17 protein-coding genes, 1 tRNA gene and 1 other RNA gene are annotated in these 20,090 nt (G+C 64.3%); 8 read left to right on the top strand and 11 right to left on the bottom strand.

All coding sequences use genetic code 11. The features are described from left to right. The first annotated feature begins 72 nt into the window (after positions 1 to 72). From ECTOBSL9_RS09260 to ECTOBSL9_RS09250, 3 genes are all read left to right on the top strand, one after another. The gene (locus ECTOBSL9_RS09260) at positions 73 to 684 is read left to right on the top strand and encodes a 5-formyltetrahydrofolate cyclo-ligase (protein ID WP_063466113.1); all 612 of its coding nucleotides are present in this window, start codon (positions 73 to 75) and stop codon (positions 682 to 684) included. 14 nt (positions 685 to 698) lie between these two features. Continuing rightward, the gene (locus ECTOBSL9_RS09255) at positions 699 to 1,157 is read left to right on the top strand and encodes an EVE domain-containing protein (protein WP_063464801.1); all 459 of its coding nucleotides are present in this window, start codon (positions 699 to 701) and stop codon (positions 1,155 to 1,157) included. Between the two features lie 83 nt (positions 1,158 to 1,240). Continuing rightward, a complete protein-coding gene (locus tag ECTOBSL9_RS09250; RefSeq protein ID WP_063464800.1) occupies positions 1,241 to 1,567 on the top strand; it encodes a hypothetical protein in 327 nt (108 codons plus the stop codon). Positions 1,568 to 1,579: 12 nt separating this feature from the next. On the opposite strand, the gene ilvA is transcribed toward ECTOBSL9_RS09250, so the two are convergent. Continuing rightward, on the bottom strand, positions 1,580 to 3,094 hold the full coding sequence (ilvA, locus tag ECTOBSL9_RS09245) for a threonine ammonia-lyase, biosynthetic (RefSeq protein WP_063464799.1): 1,515 nt from the start codon (positions 3,092 to 3,094) through the stop codon (positions 1,580 to 1,582). A 109-nt stretch (positions 3,095 to 3,203) separates the two neighbouring features. On the opposite strand from ilvA, the gene rpiA reads away from it, so the two are divergent. Further along, positions 3,204 to 3,863 carry a ribose-5-phosphate isomerase RpiA gene (rpiA, locus tag ECTOBSL9_RS09240; RefSeq protein WP_063464798.1) on the top strand — a complete coding sequence of 220 codons (660 nt, stop codon included), beginning with the start codon at positions 3,204 to 3,206 and terminating at the stop codon, positions 3,861 to 3,863. A gap of 51 nt (positions 3,864 to 3,914) precedes the next feature. On the opposite strand, the gene ECTOBSL9_RS09235 is transcribed toward rpiA, so the two are convergent. The 10 genes from ECTOBSL9_RS09235 to ECTOBSL9_RS09190 all read right to left on the bottom strand — a co-directional run bounded on the left by ECTOBSL9_RS09235 (position 3,915) and on the right by ECTOBSL9_RS09190 (position 15,501). Beyond that, the gene (locus ECTOBSL9_RS09235; protein WP_063464797.1) at positions 3,915 to 4,772 is read right to left on the bottom strand and encodes an undecaprenyl-diphosphate phosphatase; all 858 of its coding nucleotides are present in this window, start codon (positions 4,770 to 4,772) and stop codon (positions 3,915 to 3,917) included. Positions 4,773 to 4,817: 45 nt separating this feature from the next. Further along, a complete protein-coding gene (locus ECTOBSL9_RS09230; RefSeq protein ID WP_063464796.1) occupies positions 4,818 to 8,663 on the bottom strand; it encodes a DUF3683 domain-containing protein in 3,846 nt (1,281 codons plus the stop codon). A 235-nt stretch (positions 8,664 to 8,898) separates the two neighbouring features. After that, positions 8,899 to 10,035: a porin gene (locus tag ECTOBSL9_RS09225; RefSeq protein WP_168161548.1), complete on the bottom strand. Its 1,137-nt coding sequence runs from the start codon at positions 10,033 to 10,035 to the stop codon at positions 8,899 to 8,901. Between the two features lie 192 nt (positions 10,036 to 10,227). Beyond that, a complete protein-coding gene (locus ECTOBSL9_RS09220; protein WP_063464794.1) occupies positions 10,228 to 11,598 on the bottom strand; it encodes a sigma-54-dependent Fis family transcriptional regulator in 1,371 nt (456 codons plus the stop codon). Between the two features lie 207 nt (positions 11,599 to 11,805). Further along, positions 11,806 to 11,937: non-coding RNA, RtT sRNA (locus ECTOBSL9_RS09215), on the bottom strand. A gap of 43 nt (positions 11,938 to 11,980) precedes the next feature. Then, a tRNA-Gln gene (locus ECTOBSL9_RS09210) sits at positions 11,981 to 12,054 on the bottom strand. Positions 12,055 to 12,134: 80 nt separating this feature from the next. Continuing rightward, on the bottom strand, positions 12,135 to 12,527 hold the full coding sequence (gene rpsI / locus ECTOBSL9_RS09205) for a 30S ribosomal protein S9 (RefSeq protein ID WP_063464793.1): 393 nt from the start codon (positions 12,525 to 12,527) through the stop codon (positions 12,135 to 12,137). A gap of 58 nt (positions 12,528 to 12,585) precedes the next feature. Beyond that, positions 12,586 to 13,014, bottom strand: coding sequence for a 50S ribosomal protein L13 (gene rplM / locus ECTOBSL9_RS09200; RefSeq protein WP_063464792.1), 429 nt, complete (start codon positions 13,012 to 13,014; stop codon positions 12,586 to 12,588). 74 nt (positions 13,015 to 13,088) lie between these two features. Then, entirely contained in the window at positions 13,089 to 13,730 is a 642-nt protein-coding gene (coq7, locus tag ECTOBSL9_RS09195; RefSeq protein ID WP_063464791.1) for a 2-polyprenyl-3-methyl-6-methoxy-1,4-benzoquinone monooxygenase, read from the bottom strand. Between the two features lie 124 nt (positions 13,731 to 13,854). Then, positions 13,855 to 15,501 carry a (Fe-S)-binding protein gene (locus ECTOBSL9_RS09190; protein ID WP_063464790.1) on the bottom strand — a complete coding sequence of 549 codons (1,647 nt, stop codon included), beginning with the start codon at positions 15,499 to 15,501 and terminating at the stop codon, positions 13,855 to 13,857. Positions 15,502 to 15,658: 157 nt separating this feature from the next. Here ECTOBSL9_RS09190 and ECTOBSL9_RS09185 point away from each other — a divergent pair, with 157 nt between their 5' ends. The 4 genes from ECTOBSL9_RS09185 (at position 15,659) to purD (ending at position 20,060) form a co-directional block, all read left to right on the top strand. After that, positions 15,659 to 16,345 (top strand): YdiY family protein, encoded by a 687-nt coding sequence (locus tag ECTOBSL9_RS09185; protein ID WP_240480950.1) that lies wholly within the window; start codon positions 15,659 to 15,661, stop codon positions 16,343 to 16,345. A 1-nt stretch (position 16,346) separates the two neighbouring features. Continuing rightward, on the top strand, positions 16,347 to 16,652 hold the full coding sequence (locus ECTOBSL9_RS09180; protein WP_063464788.1) for a ferredoxin: 306 nt from the start codon (positions 16,347 to 16,349) through the stop codon (positions 16,650 to 16,652). 374 nt (positions 16,653 to 17,026) lie between these two features. Further along, a complete protein-coding gene (gene purH / locus ECTOBSL9_RS09175; RefSeq protein ID WP_063464787.1) occupies positions 17,027 to 18,607 on the top strand; it encodes a bifunctional phosphoribosylaminoimidazolecarboxamide formyltransferase/IMP cyclohydrolase in 1,581 nt (526 codons plus the stop codon). A gap of 166 nt (positions 18,608 to 18,773) precedes the next feature. Beyond that, entirely contained in the window at positions 18,774 to 20,060 is a 1,287-nt protein-coding gene (purD, locus tag ECTOBSL9_RS09170; protein ID WP_063464786.1) for a phosphoribosylamine--glycine ligase, read from the top strand. Positions 20,061 to 20,090: the final 30 nt, after the last annotated feature.

Here is a 20,090-nt window from a genome sequence, read left to right as displayed (position 1 = left end):
TTAACAAGCAAGGCCGGGCCTGTCACGGGTCCGGCCTTTTTCATGGGGTTCTACTTGCACTCACGCCAGGCCATGAAAACCCTCCGACGTACCCTGCGCGCACAACGGCTCGCCCTGCCCCCGGTGGAGCGCGCGACCCGCTCACGGCGTATTGCCTGCCAGGTGGTGCACACCCCCCTGTTCACCTCGGCCCGGCGCATTGCCGTCTACCTGCCGGATCGTGGCGAGGTGGACCCTACCCCCCTGATGGCAGCGGCCCGGGCGGCCGGCAAGCGGCTCTATCTGCCGGTGCTGGCACCCATTCACCCCAGAATGCTGTGGTTCGTAGCCTGGGACCCGGAGACACGCCTGATCCCCAACCGCTTCGGCATCCCCGAACCCCCGGTGAGCAAGCGCCACCGGGTGTCGGCCCGCGCCCTGGACCTGATCATCACGCCTCTGGTGGGATTTGATGAGAAAGGCACCCGCCTGGGCATGGGCGGCGGCTTCTACGACACCACCTTTGCCCACCGCAATCGTCACCGCCACTGGCATCGCCCCCGTCTGCTGGGCCTGGCCTATGATTTCCAGCAGGTGGACGCCCTCCCCCGCCGTCCCTGGGATGTGAACCTGGATGCGGTGGCCACCGAACGGGGCGTGATCCGCTGGCCTGCCGGGGCCGGCCGCACCGGCATACCCATCTGAAGGAGCGCCACACCATGGCCTACTGGCTGATGAAATCCGAACCCGATGTCTTCGGCATTGACGACCTGGAACGCGTGCAGGTTGAGCCCTGGGAGGGCGTGCGCAATTACCAGGCGCGCAACATGATGCGCGACGCGATGCAGCAGGGGGATCGGGCCTTCTTCTACCACTCCAACTGCAAGGTGCCCGGCGTGGTGGGGATCATGCGCATCGCCCGGTCCGGCTACCCAGACGAGGCTGCCTGGGACCCGGAGCACAAGTACTACGACCCCAAAAGCCCGGCGGACAATCCCCGCTGGTACCGGGTGGACGTGGCTTTTGAACGCAAGTTCGACCAGGTGATCCCCCTGGCCGACCTGAAGCAGGCCCCCGAGCTGGCCGACATGCCCCTGGTACGCAAGGGCAACCGTCTGTCCATCATGCCGGTGTCCGAGGCGGAGTGGGATTTCATCCTGTCGATGGCACAGACCTGATCCACTGCTCCGCGCAGGGTTGAAACACTTCTGGCCCCATGCCATGTTTCTGCTGAGACTGGCCCATATGGGAGCGCCCTGCCATGACCCTGAGCGAACTGCTGACCCACCTGGATGCACACACGGGCCTGGACCTGCTGGATGGCTCTCCTCAGGAGACGCTGGACAAGGCACTGGATGGTGAACACCGGGGACCGATTGCCGGGGAGATCGTCAAGGCCCTGGGCGGGGCCGGTGAACGGGATGCACAAACCCCGATCGAGCGGGCTCAGGCCGTCAAGGCCCTGGGACCGCTGCGTCTCAAGTACATGGGAGACGATGCTCCGGTGGAGGGTTTCCGGATGGTGGAGAAGACCATCACCGGGATTGATGAGGCCTTCAATGAGGAGGCGCTGAGGGAGAAGGGATGAGCCCCTCTCCCCTCACCCCAGGAACAACCGGTACACCGGATTCTCCGTCTCCTCCCAGTGCATGTATCCCAACTCCTTCAGGAATCGGCGAAACCGCTGCTTGTCCCCGGGCGGGACCTGGATGCCCACCAGCACCCGCCCGTAGGCAGCCCCGTGATTACGGTAGTGGAACAGACTGATGTTCCAGTCCTGCCCCATTTGTGACAGAAAACGCATCAACGCCCCCGGCCGCTCGGGAAACTCGAAGCGGTAGATCATCTCATCCCCCGCATGTCCAGCGTGCCCGCCCACCATGTGGCGCAGGTGCACCTTGGCCATCTCGTTGCCGCTCAGATCCTCGATGGGATAGCCCTTGGCCCGCAGGTCCTCCAGCAGGGCCCGCCCCTCCGGCTCGCCACCACTGAGCTGCACCCCCACGAAGATATGTGCCTCGTTCTGGTCCGCATAGCGATAGTTGAACTCGGTGATGCCCCGCTTGCCAATGGCCTCGCAGAAGGCGCGGAAGCTCCCGGGACGTTCGGGAATCGTGGCGGCGAACAGGGCCTCCCGGTGCTCACCCAACTCCGCCCGTTCCGTCACATGCCGCAGGCGATCGAAATTGATGTTGGCGCCGCTGAGCACCGCCGCATACCGGCCATCACGCACACCCTCACGCTCGATGTATTTCTTCAGCCCCGCCACCGACAGGGCACCAGCCGGCTCGGCCATCACCCGGGTGTCGTCAAAGACATCCTTGGTGGCGGCGCAGATCTCATCGGTGGTGACCAGGATCACCTCATCCATGTGCTCCCGGCAGATCCGGTAATTTTCCTTGCCCGCCTGGCGTACGGCCACACCATCGGCAAAGATGCCCACCTGGTCCAGGATGATGCGCCGTTTCTTCTGCAGGGCATCATGCATGGAGGGGGCGTCTTCGGGCTCCACGCCGATCACCTTGATGTCCGGGCGCAGGGCCTTGATGTACACCGCCATGCCCGCCGCCAGGCCACCGCCACCCACGGGGATGAATACCGCATCCAGGGGGTCGGGGTGCTGGCGCAGCAGCTCCATGGCCACCGTGCCCTGGCCTGCGATCACATCCGGGTCATCGAATGGATGGATGAAGGCGTAGCCGTGCTGCTTCATCAACTCCTGGGTCAGCTCATAGGCGTCATCATAGGAATCCCCGTGCAGGATGGTTTCGCCACCCAGAGCGCGCACGGCTTCCACCTTGATGGAGGGCGTGGTCTGGGGCATGACGATCACCGCCTTGATACCCAGACGTTTCCCTGCCAGCGCCACCCCCTGGGCATGGTTGCCGGCCGAGGCACAGATCACGCCCTTTTCCCGGACTTCCCTGGGGAGGTTGACGATCTTGTGGTAAGCGCCGCGCAGCTTGAAGGAGAAGACCGGCTGCAGGTCTTCCCGCTTGAGCAGAATCTGGTTACCCAGGCGGCGAGTGAGGGTGGGCATGGGGTCCAGCGGCGTTTCGCGCGCCACATCGTAGACCCGGGCTGTGAGGATCTTCTGCAGATAGGGATAGGACATCCCCTCAAGATACAGCGGGGGGTTCAAGGGCCGCAAGGCGGATAGGCTGGCTTATGTTCCCTTCTCCTGAGTAGAATCCCCTCACAAAACCAGAGGAGAGGACCCAACAATGAGCAATGCAGACCAACTCAAGAAGGCCGCCGCCGAAGCGGCCCTGCAATACGTGGAAGACGACATGATCGTCGGCGTGGGCACCGGCTCCACCGCCAACCACTTCATCGACCTGCTGGCCGGCATGAAGGCCCGCATCGAAGGCACGGTGGCCTCCTCGGAGGTGAGCGCCGAGCGCCTGCGCAAGCACGGCATCCCGGTGATGGATCTGAACAGTGCCGGACAACTGCCCCTGTACGTGGACGGCGCCGACGAGGCCACCGAGCACCTGCACCTGATCAAGGGCGGCGGCGGCGCCCTCACCCGGGAGAAGATCGTGGCCGCAGCCAGCGAGAAGTTCGTCTGCATTGCCGACGAATCCAAGCTGGTGGGCATGCTGGGAACCTTCCCCCTGCCCGTGGAAGTGATCCCCATGGCCCGCAGTTTCGTGGCCCGGGAAATCCTGAAGATGGGCGGGCAGCCGGAACTGCGCCACGGCTTCACCACGGACAATGGCAACCTCATCCTGGACATCCACAACCTGCACATCGCCAACCCGGTGGAGATGGAGGGGCAGCTGAATCAGATCGCCGGGGTGGTCACCGTGGGCATCTTCGCCAAGAGGCCGGCGGATGTGCTGATCCTGAGCGGGAAGGACGGGGTTCGGACCTTGAGGTGAAGGTGAAACACCACCAGGCCCCTCCCCCCTGGGGAGAGGGGCCTGGGCGGCTTACACCCCCATCCACCCCATGGCCACCGCCAGGGCCAGGAACCAGACGTAGAACGAGAACACCTTGAGCTGAGCCCGATACAGGAAGTAGATCACCAGCTTCAGGGAAATGATCCCCACCACCGCCGCCACCACAAAACCCACGGAAAGGGCCGCGAAGCCAATCACCGGCGGCTCATCCGCCCGATAGACCTGGATGGCCTGCAGCAGTGTGGCCGCGCTGATGGTGGGGATGGCCAGGAAGAAACTGTACTCCGCTGCCCAGCGCCGCTTCAGCCCCGAGAACAAGGAAAACATGATGGTCATGGCGCTGCGCGACAGCCCCGGCATCAGGGCCAGCCCCTGGGCCAGCCCGATCACGCCGGCCACCTTCCAGTTGATGCCCTTGAGGCCCCGTTTGCGGGGCGAGAGACGATCCGTCCACCACAGCAGGATGCCCGTCAGCGTGAGCGTGATGGCGATCATCCAGGGATGGGCGAACACCTGCTCAAAGGCGGCCTTGAACCCCAGCCCCAGCAGACCGGTACACAGCACCGAGAACATCCCCAGCCAGAACAGCCGCCAGTACAGCGGCACCGGGCCGCGCCCCCCCTGCCCTGCCCACTGCCAGGCACCACTCACGGCACCGAAGGTGAAGCGCCACAGGCTGGACCAGAAGACCACGATGATGGACACCAGGGTGCCCACATGCACCACCAGCGCGAACAGGATCATCTCCGGGCTGTCCGGCGGCGGCAGGGATTCCCCGCGGCCGATGAGCCAGTGTTCTGCCAGCACCATGTGGGCGGTGGAGCTGACGGGGAGGAACATGAACACGCCCTGGATGATGCCCAGGAGCACGGCTATCCATAGAGCCATGGTGGGGTCCTGCTGTCTGGTTGTGGGTGGGGGAAGGGCTCTTGATTACAGAAGCACTTTTTCGATCCCGCCGCTGCGGGCCTTCTGGATGAACTCCTGCTGCCACGCCTGCCCCAGCAGGGTATTGGCCATCTCCACCACGATGTAATCGGTCTCCGTCCCCGTATCCTCCCGGTAACGGGACAGACCCTGCTGACAGGCCGGGCAGGCGGTGAGCATCTTCACGTTGCCGCCCACGGCCACCGGGTCGCCGCTGAGCTGGGTGACGCCCTTGTGGATCTCCTCCTGCTTGCGGAAACGCACCTGGGTGGCCACGTCCGGGCGGCTTACCGCAAAGGTGCCCGCCTCGCCGCAGCAGCGATCCGACAGGGTGACGGGCTGACCCAGCAACGTACCGGCCACCTCGGTGGGGGCATAGGTCTTCATGGGACTGTGGCAGGGGTCGTGGTACAGGTACTGCACCCCTTCCACGCCTTCCAGCTTCACGCCCTTCTCCATCAGATATTCATGGATGTCCAGCAGACGACAGCCGGGGAAGATGCGCTCGAACTCGTACTTGAGCAGCTGATCCATGCAGGTGCCGCAGGAGACCACCACGGTCTTGATGTCCAGATAGTTCAGGGTGTTGGCCACCCGGTGGAACAGCACCCGGTTCTCGGTGGTGATGGCGCGCCCTCGGGCCTTGTCGCCGGCAGCCTCCTGGGGATAGCCGCAGCACAGGTACCCCGGCGGCAGCACCGTCTGGGCGCCGGTGCGGTAGAGCATGGCCAGGGTCGCCAGGCCCACCTGGCTGAACAGGCGCTCGGAACCGCAGCCGGGGAAGTAGAACACCGCCTCGCCATTCTCCTCCACCTGAGTCGGATCGCGGACGATGGCCACCTGACTCGGGTCTTCCAGACCCAGCATGGCCCGGGTGGTCTGCTTGGGCAGACCCGCCGGCAAGGGGTTTTTCACCATGTGGATGACCTGCTCCTGGATGGGCGCCTTGCCGGTGGTGGCCGACGGGCGCTTGTTCCCGTTGAGCAGCCCAAGCCGACGGAACACCTGATGCCCCATGCGCTGACCGGCAAAGCCCCATTGCGCCAGGGCCTTGCGCATCACCTTCACGGTAGATGGGTCCTTGATGTTCAAAAAGGCCATGGACACCCTGGCCGCCAGGCTGGTCTTGCGCTGACCGCGATCCATGAGGATGGCGCGCATCCGGGAGGTGACCTCGCCGAAGTCGATGTCCACCGGGCAGGGCGTGAGGCACTTGTGGCAGACGGTGCAGTGATCGGCCACATCGTTGAGTTCGTCGAAATGCCGGAAGGACAGTCCACGACGGGTCTGCTCCTCGTAGAGGAAGGCCTCGATGATCAATCCCGTGGCCAGGATCTTGTTGCGCGGCGAATACAGCAGATTGGCCCGGGGCACATGGGTGTTGCACACGGGCTTGCACTTGCCGCAGCGCAGGCAGTCCTTGATGTCGTCGTTGAGGTCGCCCAGCTCGCTCTGCTCAAGGATCAGGGCCTCCTCCTGCACCAGCCGCAACGACGGGGTGTAGGCGGTGGTCAGGCCGGAACCGGCGCGCAGCTTGCCGCGGTTGAAGCGGTCCTGGGGATCGACCCGCTGCTTGTACTCGGCAAAGGCCGCCACGTCCTCCGGCTCCAGGTACTGCATCTTGGTGAGGCCGATGCCGTGCTCGCCGGAGATCACCCCACCCAGGTTCCGGGCCAGGTCCATCACCTGATCCACGATGCGCTCGGCCTCGTGCATCATGGCGTAGTCATTGGAGTTGACCGGGATATTGGTGTGCACGTTGCCATCGCCGGCGTGCATGTGCAGGGCCACGAACAGGCGACTGGTGAGCACCCGGTCGTGGATTTGCTGAATGTTCTGGCGCACCGGGTCCAGATCGCGGCCGTCGAAGATCTCGTACAGCGGGTCCTCGATCTCGCGCCGGTAGGAGATCACCAGGCTGCGCCGCAGGATGAGCTGGATCAGCCGGTCGCCGGGGCGCAGATCCTCCCGGGCCTTGTCGTCCAGCAGGGCGTCATGCTCCCGGGCATCGGATTCCAGGTTGTCCCGGATCACCAGCCAGCGGTCACGCACGGCGGTCACCTGATCTTCGGCGGCGCGGCGACGTTTCTCGAACCAGGTGCGGGCTTCGTCGTTGTCCAGACCCAGCTTGTCCACCAGGGCCTTGTGGTCCTTGGCCAGGCAGGCCAGGATCTCCTCGGCCATGCGCAGCTTGTTGGCCATGGACTGCTGGATGTTGATGCGCTCGATGCCTTCGCTGTACTCGCCCAGGCGGTCCAGGGGGATGACCACGTCCTCGTTGATCTTGAAGGCGTTGGTGTGAGCGGCGATGGCCGCAGTGCGGGAGCGGTCGGCCCAGAAACGCAGGCGGGCCTCGGGGCTGATGGCGATGAAGCCATCCCCGTTACGGGCATTGGCCAGGCGCACCATGCGCGAAGCGGCCTCGGCCACCGCCTTCTCGTCCTCGGAGGCCAGGTCGGCCACCAGCAGCATCTTGGGGCGTTCGCGGCGGGCGCCCTTGGGGGTGTAGCGCACGGCGCGCACGTAGCGCTCGTCCAGGTGCTCAAGACCCGCCAGCTGCACCTTGGGGTCCGCCTCCAGGGCATCCTTGATCTCGACAATGGCGGGCACCGCCTCGTGCAGGTCGGTGCCGTAGAACTCCAGGCACACGGTGCGCATATGGGCGGCCATCTGATGCACCACGAACACCGCCGAGGTGATCAGGCCGTCGCAGCCCTCCTTCTGAACCCCGGGCAGGTCCTGCAGGCGCTTGTCGGTCACGTCCTTGCCCAGCCCTTCCTTGCGGCAGGTCTTGCCGGGGAAGGACAGGATCTCGGGCTCCCCATCCAGGGTGCGCCCATCGGCCTGGTAGCGGCTCACGCGGAACGTTACTTCTTCCTGGTCATGGATTTTGCCCAGGTTGTGGTTGATGCGCTCCACCTCCACCCAGCGGGCGTCGGGGGTGACCATGCGCCAGGAGACCAGGTTGTCCAGGGCCGTACCCCAGAGCACGGCCTTCTTGCCGCCGGCATTCATGGCGATGTTGCCGCCGATGGTGGAGGCATCCTGGGAGGTGGGGTCCACGGCAAACACATGACCGCCCCGGGCGGCGGATTCCGCCACCCGGCGGGTGACCACGCCGGCCTCGGCCCGCACGGTGGCCACGGGCTCATCCAACCCGGGCAAGCGGGTAAACTGCACCTCGCCCACGGCATCCAGCTTTTCGGTGTTGATCACCGCGGCATCGTCGGTGAGGGGCACGGCGCCACCGGTGTAGCCGGTGCCGCCCCCACGGGGAATGACAGTAAGCCCCAACTCCAGGCAGGCAGCCACAATCGCGGCCATCTCCTCCTCGGAATCGGGATTGACCACCACAAAGGGCAGTTCCACACGCCAGTCGGTGGCATCGGTCACATGGGACACCCGGGCCAGGCCGTCGAACTGGATGTTGTCCTTGCGGGTGTGCTTCATCAAGCGCCGGCGCACCCGGGCGCGCAGTTCGCGCTGTGCCGGGAACCAGGCCTCGAACCGGCGCACGGCCTGGCGTGCCTCTTCGGCCAGGCTGAGCGCGCGCTCATTGCCCTGGGCACGACCGATGATCTGATCCACCCGATGATCCATGGCACCCACCAGGTTGGCCAGGCGCTTGCGGTCGGCCATGAGGTCATCCTGGATATAGGGGTTGCGGGTGACCACCCACATATCCCCCAGCACCTCAAACAGCATGCGGGCGGACACACCGGTGCGGCGTTCGCCGCGCAATTCATTGAGCACATCCCACATGGGCTGCCCGAGAAAACGAAGGACGATCTCGCGATCGGAATAGGAGGTGTAGTTGTAGGGAATCTCGCGAATGCGGGTGGCTGAGGTCATGGATGCGGGGAGGGGGATTGCGGAGAGAACTGAGCAGAGTAGCAGGGGGGCACCGGGGTTTACAAGGTGACAACAGGGCGTTGACCCGGCAAGCCCTTTTGATTCAAGGAGTTGAAAAATCGCCCCTGTGAACAAAAAAAGAGCGCGACAAGGGAAACCCCTGCCGCGCTCTGAGCGCTTCTTGCACCCCGCCGACAAGCGGCGAGTGTGCGGGTCGGTTGTTGGTACCGACTTCTTAGAAGTTGTGGGTCACACCGACCTGGAAGCCGGAGACGTTTTCGCCGGGGGCAAGACCACCTGCGGAATTGGTGGGGCCAACACCCTTGCTCTTGCCGGAACCAGCCAGACCATAGATCGCGTTGTCATCGTTGCTGGTGTGAGCATACACGGTGTAAACGCCAGTGCGGGGGGACAGGGCATAGCCTGCGCCGAGAGCGAACATCTGAGCCCCGGTATCGTCGACATCCAGGTCGCCGGCATTCGTGTAGGAACCCATCACATAGGCTTGGCCCAGCTGATATTTGGCACCAATGTGGAAGGAATCACGGTCGCCCAGATAATCTGTGCCAGTATCCAAATTTTCGTAAAGTGCGGCGAGCGTCAAATCTTCGATCTGGTAGGTGCCGCCCACTTTCCAAGCCTTGGCGTTTTCAATCTCATTGGGCTGCCCGAAAGCCGCGAAATCATAGGCAGTATTGTTCTGCTGCTCGTAAGCCACGGTCACGAACATAGGACCCTGCTCGAAGGTCGCAGCCAAGGACCATGCAGGCTGATCCTTATCACTCGTGCTCACAGTTGGATCAAGAGCCGGGTTGGAGGGCGTATCGTCGCTACGATCTGTGGTGTAGGAAGCCATGAACTGCAGCCCATCAAAGTTCGGGCTCATGTACAGCATGGTGTTGTCCAGGCGACGATAGAAGGTGCTGTCCGTGCCGGCGTTCACAGCGGCCCAGCGGCTGCTCATGTGGTTCATGTCACCCAGGGTGTCAGCAAAGAAGTTCAGACGCAGGGTGGACATCTTGTAAGGGGTGTCATGCTTACCCAGGCGGAGTTCACCCAACTCATCGCTGGCCAGACCCACATATGTGTTACGTGCAGTGAGGTCGCTACCACCAAAAGCCTGCGTGGATCCTCCGCTCTGCAGGGCGGCTTCAATCTGGTACACGCCGCGCAGACCCATCACACCCAGGTCTTCAGAACCACGCACACCCAGGCGGGAGGAGTTGGAGGCCAACTGGTGGGAGGTTTCGTTGGCGTCGTCCACGAAGTCCAGGGAGATGTTGAAACGACCATACAGGGTGGTGTCAGCAGCGGCGGCGGCGGGCACGCCCACGGCGGCGGCAACTGCGAATGCGAGTACGGTTTTTTTCATTGGAATGAGTCCTCTGCAAGAGTTTGTTATGACAGGTTCTGAACTTGTCAGCCTGCTACAACAATGCATGAGCCGTGCCAGATGCTAAGTGATTGATTCAACTATGACGCAAACGCAACATCGACGGCAGAAGACTGCCAAAGACATGACAATGACATGACATTACCAGTCATGTTGTGCGATTGACACAACTCAGGATGGGGAATTCAGCCGCTGGAGATGCCGATACAGCGTGCGCTCGCTCACACCCAGACGCTGGGCGGCCTCGGCGCGGTGACCATCGCAGGCCTCCAGAGCTGCACGGATTCGCTCCTGGGTCAGCCCATTGCGGAGGCGACGCGGAAACGGAACACCCTCCATGTGGTATGCCGAATCGCTGCCCCCATGGACCGCCGGCGACCGATGGCCCTGCTGGCGCGCCTGAAAGGCAATATGCTGGGGCAACACGGACCCGGATCCCGCCAGTATCGCCGCACGACTGATGATGTTCTTCAGCTCGCGGACGTTGCCGGGGAACTGGTAGTCGGTGAGCAGTTCCGCCACGGCCCGGGACAGGGGCAGCTGGTGTGCCCCGCCCGCCTCCTTCAGGAAGTGCTCGGCCAGGGCGACGATGTCCTCCCGGCGCTCCCGCAGGGGCGGGATGTCCACGGGGAAGGCGGCCAGGCGGTAGTAAAGGTCCTCGCGGAATTCACCCCGGGCCACCATGGCGCCCAGGTCCCGGTGGGTGGCAGCCACCACGCGGGCGTCCACGTCGATGTAGTCGGTGCCGCCCACGCGACGGATGCGCGAGGCCTCCAGGGCGCGGAGCAGCTTGCTCTGCATGGCCAGGGGCATCTCGCCCACTTCGTCGATGAAGAGGGTGCCCCCCTGGGCCGCCTCGAACAGGCCGATCTTGCGCCGGTCGGCCCCGGTGAAGGCACCCTTTTCGTAACCGAACAGTTCGGCTTCGATGAGTTGTTCGCCCAGGGCCGAGCAGTCCACCACCACCAGGGGGCCGCTGGCCCGCTCCGAGCAGCGGTGCAGGTGTTCAGCTATACGCTCCTTGCCCACCCCGCTCTCGCCCAGCAGCAGGACGGTGGCGCTGGTAGGGGCCACGCGCTCCACCACGTGCATGAGCTTTGCCATGGCGCTGGAGCGGCCCACCACCTGGGATGCCCCCGCACTCTTTGGCGTTTGTCCACCGTTCTCCGCCAGGAGTTGCAGGCCCACGAAACCCTCGGCATCGCCCGCCATGCGGCTCAACCGGATCTTGAGCGGGCGTGACTGCCCTTGATGATTGCGGGCCTCAATCCTCTGCTCGCTCACCTTCCCCACGCCGGGCTGTAGAGTCAGCGGGCAGGCATTGTCGCCGGGACAGGGGCCGGACAGACCAAAGAGCAGTTCCTGACACCCCTGCCCCATCAGCAGGCCCCGGGTCTGGGAGAACAGGTCAGCCGCGGCCTGGTTGGCCGCCACCACCCGATGGGCGCTGTCCAGGATGATAAAGGGTTCAGGAATGAGTTCGATCACCTGTTCCCCGTCCGGGTGAACCAGCGGCGGCGGTGATTGATGCAGTGAAAACATGTGGCCCGAGGATGCGGGTGGTTTCACGGGTGGGGTCATGGACGAAACGATAGCAACCCAGGGGCGGGGGGACAACTCAGAAAAGGGGACAGACACCTTTTTTTCAGAAAAGGGGACAGACACCTTTTTTTGCAGGTTCGAACCCTGGCGACACCTCAAACAGATATGCACAAGAAAGGCCCCACGAGGGGGCCTTTCTTGTGCATATGGCTGGGGGACCAGGATTATTCGGCCTTCGGCCTCACCCTTCGGGCCGCCGCGCTGCGCGCGACGTTCGGCGCCGCTACGCGGCGCTCGTCGAACCTTCCAGGTTCGAACCCTGGTGGCACCTCTAACAGATATCCATAGAAAAGGCCCCGCGAGGGGGCCTTTTCTATGGATATGGCTGGGGGACCAGGATTCGAACCTGGGTTGACGGAGTCAGAGTCCGTAGTCCTACCGCTAGACGATCCCCCAAGGGATAGCTTTATGGCCTTAACGCTACAGGATCGGCACTTGACAATTCAAGTGCCGATCCTGGGTACAGGTGAAACGCTTTAGCGCTTGCTGTACTGCGTGGCGCGGCGGGCCTTGCGCAGGCCGACCTTCTTACGCTCAACTTCGCGAGCATCGCGGGTGAGGTAACCGAATTCACGCATCTTGCCGCGCAGGTTTTCGTCGTACTCCACCAGGGCGCGGGCGATACCCAGACGGATGGCGCCAGCCTGACCGTTGGCACCGCCACCGGCAACCGTGGCCACCACATCGAAGCGGCTCAGGTTTTCGGTGACTTCCAGCGGCTGACGCACCACCATGCGGGAGGTCTCGCGGCCGAAGAATTCTTCCAGCGGCTTCTTGTTGACGACGATGTCACCCTTGCCCGGGCGCAGGAAGACACGCGCAGAGGCCTCTTTGCGGCGTCCGGTTCCGTAGTTCTGGGTTGTTGCCATGACTTGACCTGCTCTGTGTGCTGTCCGGCGCCGCGTTGGCGGCGCACTGGGAATTGATTCAGATGTCCAGCGGCTGCGGCTGCTGGGCGGTGTGGCGATGTTCGCTGCCGCCGTAGACCTTCAGCTTCTTGAACATGGCCCGACCCAGAGGGTTCTTGGGCAGCATGCCCTTCACGGCGGTTTCAATCAGCCGCTCGGGGTGGGTGTCCCGGATCTGCTGGGCGCTGGCGGATTTCATGTGACCGATGTAACCCGTGTGATGGTAGTACATCTTGTCGGAGTCCTTGTTGCCGCTCAGGCGTACCTTGGAGGCATTGACAACCACGATGTAGTCACCGGTATCCACGTGGGGGGTGTACTCGGGCTTGTGCTTGCCACGCAGGCGACGAGCCAGTTCGGTGGCGAGCCTGCCCAGGGTCTTGCCGGAGGCGTCCACCACGTACCAATCGCGGTTGACTTCAGCGGGCTTGGCGCTAAAGGTCTTCATTGCCTGAACTCCAGGGTGGTCTTGAATTACGGAAAGCGCGGAAGTTTAGCCATATCTGCCAAGGGTTTCAAGCCTCAAACCCAATATGCGGTCCGGGTCATGACCTTGGACACCGCTGGCATCATCAATCGCCGCACCGGCCAGGGCAGTTGCGCGCCCCCCAGGGACATGGCCAGTTCGCCGTGGTGGGCCTCGTCGATCTTCATCTGCTCGAGCACGGCGCGGGTGGGGGCATCCTCGAGAACGATACGCTCCAGGTGGTCATCCAGGTGGCGCACCACCTGCTGCTCCGTCTCGTTGACGAACCCCAGACTCCACTTGTCCCCCGCTGCCCCGGCCAGGGCCCCCATGGTGAAGGAGCCGGCATACCACAGGGGGTTGAGCAGGCTGGCGTGGCCGTCCAGGACTTCCAGGCGACGGGCGCACCAGGCCAGGTGATCGTTCTCCTCCCGGGCGGAACGCTCCATGCGCTGGCGAACTTCCTCACTGCGGGCGGTGAGTGCCTGCCCCTGATAAAGCCCCTGGGCGGCCACTTCGCCGGCATGGTTCACCCGCATCAGGCGAGCCGACAAGGCACGGGCGTTGTCGTCCAGATCGGGCTCGGGCATCTGCTCGGCTGGATCAGGCCGTTCGGTGGCCCGGGGGCGACCAAACAGTGTACACAGGGCCTCATCGCACGCAGACAGCAGGCGATCGGTGGGAGAGAGTCGGCGCATGGGCGTGGGTCTCGGGTGGATACCCGACAAGAGTACAGGGTGACGGCACCCCAAAAAAGGGGACAGACACCTTTTCCCGGCGCGCCAGCGGCGCGCGGAAAAGGTGTCTGTCCCCTTTTTTGGGTCACGAGCAGGCCTGGGAGCGGGCCTGGAGAAGCTCCGCCGGGCCCAGCACCTGGATGGGGAGGCGGCGGCGCTTGAGGCCGGTGACGAAATGGATGGCGCAGCCCACGTTGGCGGTGAGCAGCACGTCCGGTGCCAGCTGCTGCAGGGCATCCAGCTTCGGTGACAACAGATGATCCGCCATTTTGGGATGCGTGAGCATGTAGCTGCCGGCGGCACCGCAGCACAGGGCATTCTCCGGCAGGGGCAGCACCTCGGCCCCCGGCAGGCGTCGGGCCAGGGCCTCCAGGGCTTCGTGCTCCTTGAGCACATGACGCAGGGTGCAGGGGGTGTGCACGGCCACTCGAAGCGGCTCCTGACGGAGTTCAAGTGGCTTGAGGTCCTCTTCTGCCAGCAACACGCACAGGTCGGCCACACGCCCCATCAGGGCATGATCACCCACCTCGGGGAAGGCATAGACCTCGGACTTGAGATGTGCACGGCAGCCGCTGTTGAGGCTTAGAACCGGGCCACCCTGCCCTCCCATGAGGGTCTGATTGCGACGCGCCAGGTCGGCGGCGGCCTTGGGACGACCGGCGTGCTGATCCAGGGCACCGCAACACACCTGATGCTCGGGCACGGACACCCGGTAACCCAGGCATTCCAGCACCTGCCGCGCGGCCTGTACCGCCCGGGCATCCAGGGCCTCTCCCGTGCAACCGGTGAACAGGGTGATGGCCCGGGCCTTGGCCTTGGTGGTCGCCACCGGAAGATTGTCCTGACCGTCCTGCTTGCCGCTGGCTGCGTTCGACGCCTCGGCCATCGTCGAGGCGGCCGAGGGCTTCCCGGCGTCTCGTCCGCCTGCACCACTTGCACCCTTGCCATCCTGCTGGCCCTGCCTGGAGGCCTCCCGACGCTCTGCGGGAGGCGCACCACCGTCCGGCCGTCCTGCCCGGTCCAGTTGCAAGGATGGAGTATCAGCCCCCAAAGCCGCCGGCTGCTGCGTCGGCTTTGGGGCCGACAGGCTTGGCAGGGGGCGCCCTGATTTTTCATCCGGCGCTGCAACCGCCCCAGGCGCCGGCAACCGTGGCACTTCGCTCAAGGGCATGGCCCGGAGCCCCCGGTTCAGCGGCATCCCCAGGACGTAGGAGGCCGCTCGCGCCATGCCCGGGCGGCGCCGGGAGCCCAGCCAGCTGGCCAGCCGCACCAGGCCCAGCATCTGCGCCAAACGGAAGGAACGGGCGGCCACGCGCCGGCTGCCATCATGGCGCAGCAAGTAGCCCTTCACCGGCCCTCGTCCGCCTGGGGGAATCAACTCGGCCCGTGCTGCGTCCATCAGCCGCCCAAAGGGCACCAGGGACGGGCAGACCGCCTCACAGGCCCGGCATTGCACGCAGCTTTCCAGATGACGACGCACCGCCGCGTCATCCCGCAGATGCCCCTGCATCAGCCCCTGCATGAGGGTGATCCGACCCCGTGGAGAGTCGCCCTCGTCCAGAGTGGCCAGATAGGTGGGGCAATGGGGCAGGCACAGGCCGCACTTGACGCATAGATCCGTATCCTTGAGAGACGAATACTCCTTCTTTTTCGGCACATAGGGCAGCAGGGAGGATCCGGGTTTCCGCGTGGGCGCCGGCTGGGATCTGCGGAACAGGGCAAGGGGATTCATGCGGTGCTGACTCGGGTTGGGTTTCGGGGAGCCGCGCCGGGGCGTGAGGAAGACCACGCACCGGATCTGTTAGGGTTTGGCCTCAAACTCATTCACCGAAGGAGCCTTGAAAGTGTGTCGAATGCGGTTGCTTTGCGCCTATTGTAGCAGCGCCTTGATGCTGGCCTCCCCTACCCTTTACGCGGAATGGGGCGAGAACGAGGGCTGGAGCGGGGATGCCGAATTCGGGGCAGTGTTCTCCAGCGGCAATACCGACTCCCAGAACATCAGCGCCCGCAGCCGCCTGCGCTATGAAATACCTCTGTGGCGGCACACCCTGCAACTGGAGGCCTATACCGGTTCGGAGGATGGCGCCACCACCCAGGAACGCTATCTCGGCACTTTCAAGACCGATCGCAAGCTCACGCCGCGGGACTATCTGTTCGGCGTAGTCCGTGGTGAGAAGGATCGCTTCAGCGGTTATGATCATCAACGATCCCTCTCGGGTGGCTATGGACGCCGCGTGGCCGATACCGAGCGACTGCGACTGGACCTGGAGGCCGGCGCGGGTGTGCGCCAGGCCCGGCTGGAGGATGGCGACAGCGAGAACGAGACCATCCTCAGGGGCGCCGGCGCCCTGGACTACCGCATCAATGATGCCCTGCGTTTCACCGAGGATTTGCTGATCCAGGCCGGCGACGACAACACCGAGGTGGAGTCCATCAGCGCCCTGCGCTACCGTTTGAACGACCGCTTTACCGCCCGCTTGGCCCTCACGGTGAAGCATAATACCGATGTGCCCGAGGACCGGGAAAAGACGGATACCATCACCTCCATCAGCCTGGTCTACGATCTGTGGAACTGACATGGCCTACTACAAACGACACATCTTTTTCTGCACCAACGAGCGCGAGGACGGCAACTGCTGCCAGCACTTTCGCGCCAGCGAACTGCGCAACCACGCCAAGCAGCGGGCCAAGGCCCTGAACATCACCGGCAAGGGCGGCGTGCGCGTGAATGCCGCCGGCTGCCTGGACCGCTGCAACGAGGGGCCCGTGGCTGTGGTCTACCCTGAGGGCGTCTGGTACACGTTTGCCGACGAGCGGGACATCGACGAGATCGTCGATGAGCACCTGCAACATGGACGGGTAGTGGAGCGACTCAAGCTCTAAGCGCGACGGCGCGGTTGTGCATCGCACCATCCATCCCCACATGCCTGCCGCTCATCGCCAGAAACGCGGCTAACCTCCTGTAGGGGTTGACATGTGCAGTGCAGCATACGATAGTAGAGCCATACTGTTTCTCGGAGCAATTCCGGGGTTCGGTATACTCCTCCATCCTCCTTTGGTGGTTTTGGCGCGGCTCCTCAAGCCGCGCTTTTTTTTGGGCGCTCGCCAGGGTCAGGGCCTTCGCGGCCGAGCCGTGTGCCCACCGCCTTCGCGGTCGAGGCCCGCTCCCGCAGGAAAATCACAGCGTTAGCCTTGCCCACCACCGGCCGGGTATAATCGCACCCTTTTTCGCCCCCATCCAACCGTAGTTGACAGCCATGACCCAAGCCGATTCCCGACCCGTGACCCGCGCGCTGATCAGCGTTTCTGACAAGACGGGGCTGCTGCCCTTTGCCCAGGCCCTGGCCGAACGCGGGGTTGAGATCCTCTCCACCGGCGGAACCGCCCGCCTGCTGGCGGAGGCTGGCGTGCCCGTCAAGGAAGTGTCGGCCCATACCGGCTTTCCCGAGATGATGGCCGGGCGGGTGAAGACCCTGCACCCGAAGATTCACGGGGGCATCCTGGGCCGGCGCGGCGTGGATGATCAGGCCATGCAGGACCATGACATCCCGCCCATCGACCTGGTGGTGGTGAACCTGTATCCCTTTGAAGCGACGGTCGCCAAGCCCGACTGCACCCTGGAAGATGCCATCGAGAACATCGACATCGGTGGACCCGCCATGGTGCGGGCCGCCGCCAAGAACCACGCCTCGGTGGGCATCGTCGTGGACCCCGCCGACTACGACCGGGTGCTCGATGCCCTGGAGAGCGGCCATGGTGCCCTGCCCCAGCGCCTGCGCTTCGAACTGGCGGCCAAGGCCTACGCCCATACCGGTCGTTATGATGGCGCCATCGCCAACTATCTGACGACCATGGCCGAGGACGGCAGCCGCGAGGCCTTCCCGGGCACCTTCTCGGTGCAATTCGAGAAGGCCATGGACCTGCGTTACGGGGAGAACCCGCACCAGGCGGCCGCCTTCTACCGGGAGCACCAGCCCGCCGAGGCTGGCGTGGCATCGGCCCGGCAGATCCAGGGCAAGGCCCTGTCGTTCAACAACATTGCCGACACCGACGCCGCCCTGGAATGCGTGAAACAGTTTGCCGAACCGGCCTGCGTGATCGTCAAGCATGCCAACCCCTGCGGCGTGGCGGTGGCCCATGACTGCCTGACGGCCTACGACAAGGCCTTCCAGACCGACCCCACCTCTGCCTTCGGTGGCATCATCGCCTTCAACCGTCCGCTGGACGGCATCACGGCCAAGGCCATTGTGGAGCGTCAGTTCGTGGAAGTGATCATTGCGCCGCAGGTGTCTGCCGACGCCGCCCAGGCGGTGGCCGGCAAGCCCAATGTGCGCCTGCTGGAATGTGGCCAGTGGGATGACAAGGGCGTGCCCGCCTGGGACTTCAAGCGCGTCAATGGCGGCCTGCTGGTCCAGGACCGGGACCTGGGACAAGTGCTGCCCTCGGACCTGCGCCAGGTGTCCGAGCGGGCCCCCAGCACGCAGGAGCAGTCTGACCTGCTGTTCGCCTGGCGGGTGGCCAAGTTCGTCAAGTCCAACGCGATTGTCTATGTGCGCGACGGCCAGACCATCGGCGTGGGCGCCGGACAGATGAGCCGGGTGTACTCCGCCCGCATCGCCGGCATCAAGGCCGCCGACGAGAATCTGCAGGTAGCCGGATCGGTGATGGCCTCGGATGCCTTCTTCCCCTTCCGCGACGGCATCGACGCCGCCCATGAGGCGGGGATCACCGCCGTGATCCAGCCCGGCGGCTCCATGCGGGACGAGGAAGTCATCGCCGCCGCCAATGAGCACGGCATGGCGATGATGTTCACCGGCATGCGCCATTTCCGGCACTAAAATAGAAAAAGGTGGGAAAGGCGCCCGAAAAAGGGGACAGACACCTTTTTTGAAGGATCTCTTAAAGGGGGCTGTCCCCCGGGGAAAAAAGGTGTCTGTCCCCTTTTTCGGGCGCCTTCCCCCCCAAAGTGGATAACTGAATTTTGTTGATATTGAGGTGCCGACATTGAACATCCTGATCATTGGCAACGGTGGCCGTGAACACGCCCTGGCCTGGAAGGTGGCCCAGTCGGACCGGGTGAAGCGGGTCTTCGTGGCGCCGGGCAACGCCGGCACTGCGCGCGAGCCCAAGTGTGAAAACACCCCCATTGATGCCACCGACATCCATGCCCTGCTGGCCTTTGCCAGCGAGCAGCGCATTGATCTGACCATCGTGGGCCCCGAGGCGCCGCTGGTGGGGGGCATCGTGGATGCCTTTCAGGCCCAGGGCCTGGCCATCTTTGGCCCGACACAGGCCTCTGCCCAGCTGGAGGGCTCCAAGGCGTTCTCCAAGGACTTCCTGGCCCGGCATCACATCCCCACCGCGGCCTATGGCAGCTTCACGGACCTGGACGAGGCCCTGGCCTATCTGCAACAGCAGGGCGCACCCATCGTGGTCAAGGCCGATGGCCTGGCCGCGGGCAAGGGTGTGATCCTGGCTCAAACCCTTGAAGAGGCCGAGGCCGCCGTACGCGACATGCTGGCGGGTAACGCCTTTGGCGAGGCCGGCAGCCGGGTGGTGATCGAGGAGTTCCTGCAGGGTGAGGAGGCCAGCTTCATCTGCATGGTGGATGGTGAGCACGTGCTGCCCATGGCCAGCTCCCAGGATCACAAGGCCCGCGACAATGGCGACAAGGGCCCCAACACCGGCGGCATGGGGGCCTACTCCCCGGCCCCGGTGGTCACCCCAGAGATCCACGATCGCATCATGGAGCAGGTGATCCTGCCCACGGTGCGGGGCATGGCCGCCGAAGGCCATCCCTACACCGGCTTTCTCTATGCCGGCGTGATGATCGACGCCCAGGGCATCCCCAAGGTACTGGAGTTCAACTGCCGCTTTGGCGACCCGGAAACCCAGCCCATTCTCATGCGCCTGCGCTCCAACCTGGTGGACCTGGTGGAAGCGGCCCTGGCCAGACGCCTGGATCAGATACAAGCCGACTGGGATCCACGCGCCGCCCTGGGGGTGGTGCTGGCGGCCGGGGGATATCCCGGGACTTACCGCAAGGGAGACGAGGTCCTGGGGCTGGATGCGGATACGGGCACGGACGCCAAGATCTTCCATGCGGGCACGGCCGAGCAGGATGGCAAGGTGGTGACTCAGGGCGGCCGGGTGCTGTGCGCGGTGGGCCTGGGAGAGCGGGTCAGCGATGCCCAGGCCAGAGCCTATGCCCTGGCGAGGAATATCTGCTGGTGGGATGTTTACTACCGCACCGACATCGGTCATCGCGCGGTGGCGCGGGAGTCGGAATAAGGTTATTGCAAGTCGCCGCGCAAGGCCGGA

It is taken from the genome of Ectothiorhodospira sp. BSL-9, from assembly GCF_001632845.1.
Classification (GTDB): domain Bacteria; phylum Pseudomonadota; class Gammaproteobacteria; order Ectothiorhodospirales; family Ectothiorhodospiraceae; genus Ectothiorhodospira.
This window is presented reverse-complemented; position numbering and strand designations above follow the sequence as displayed.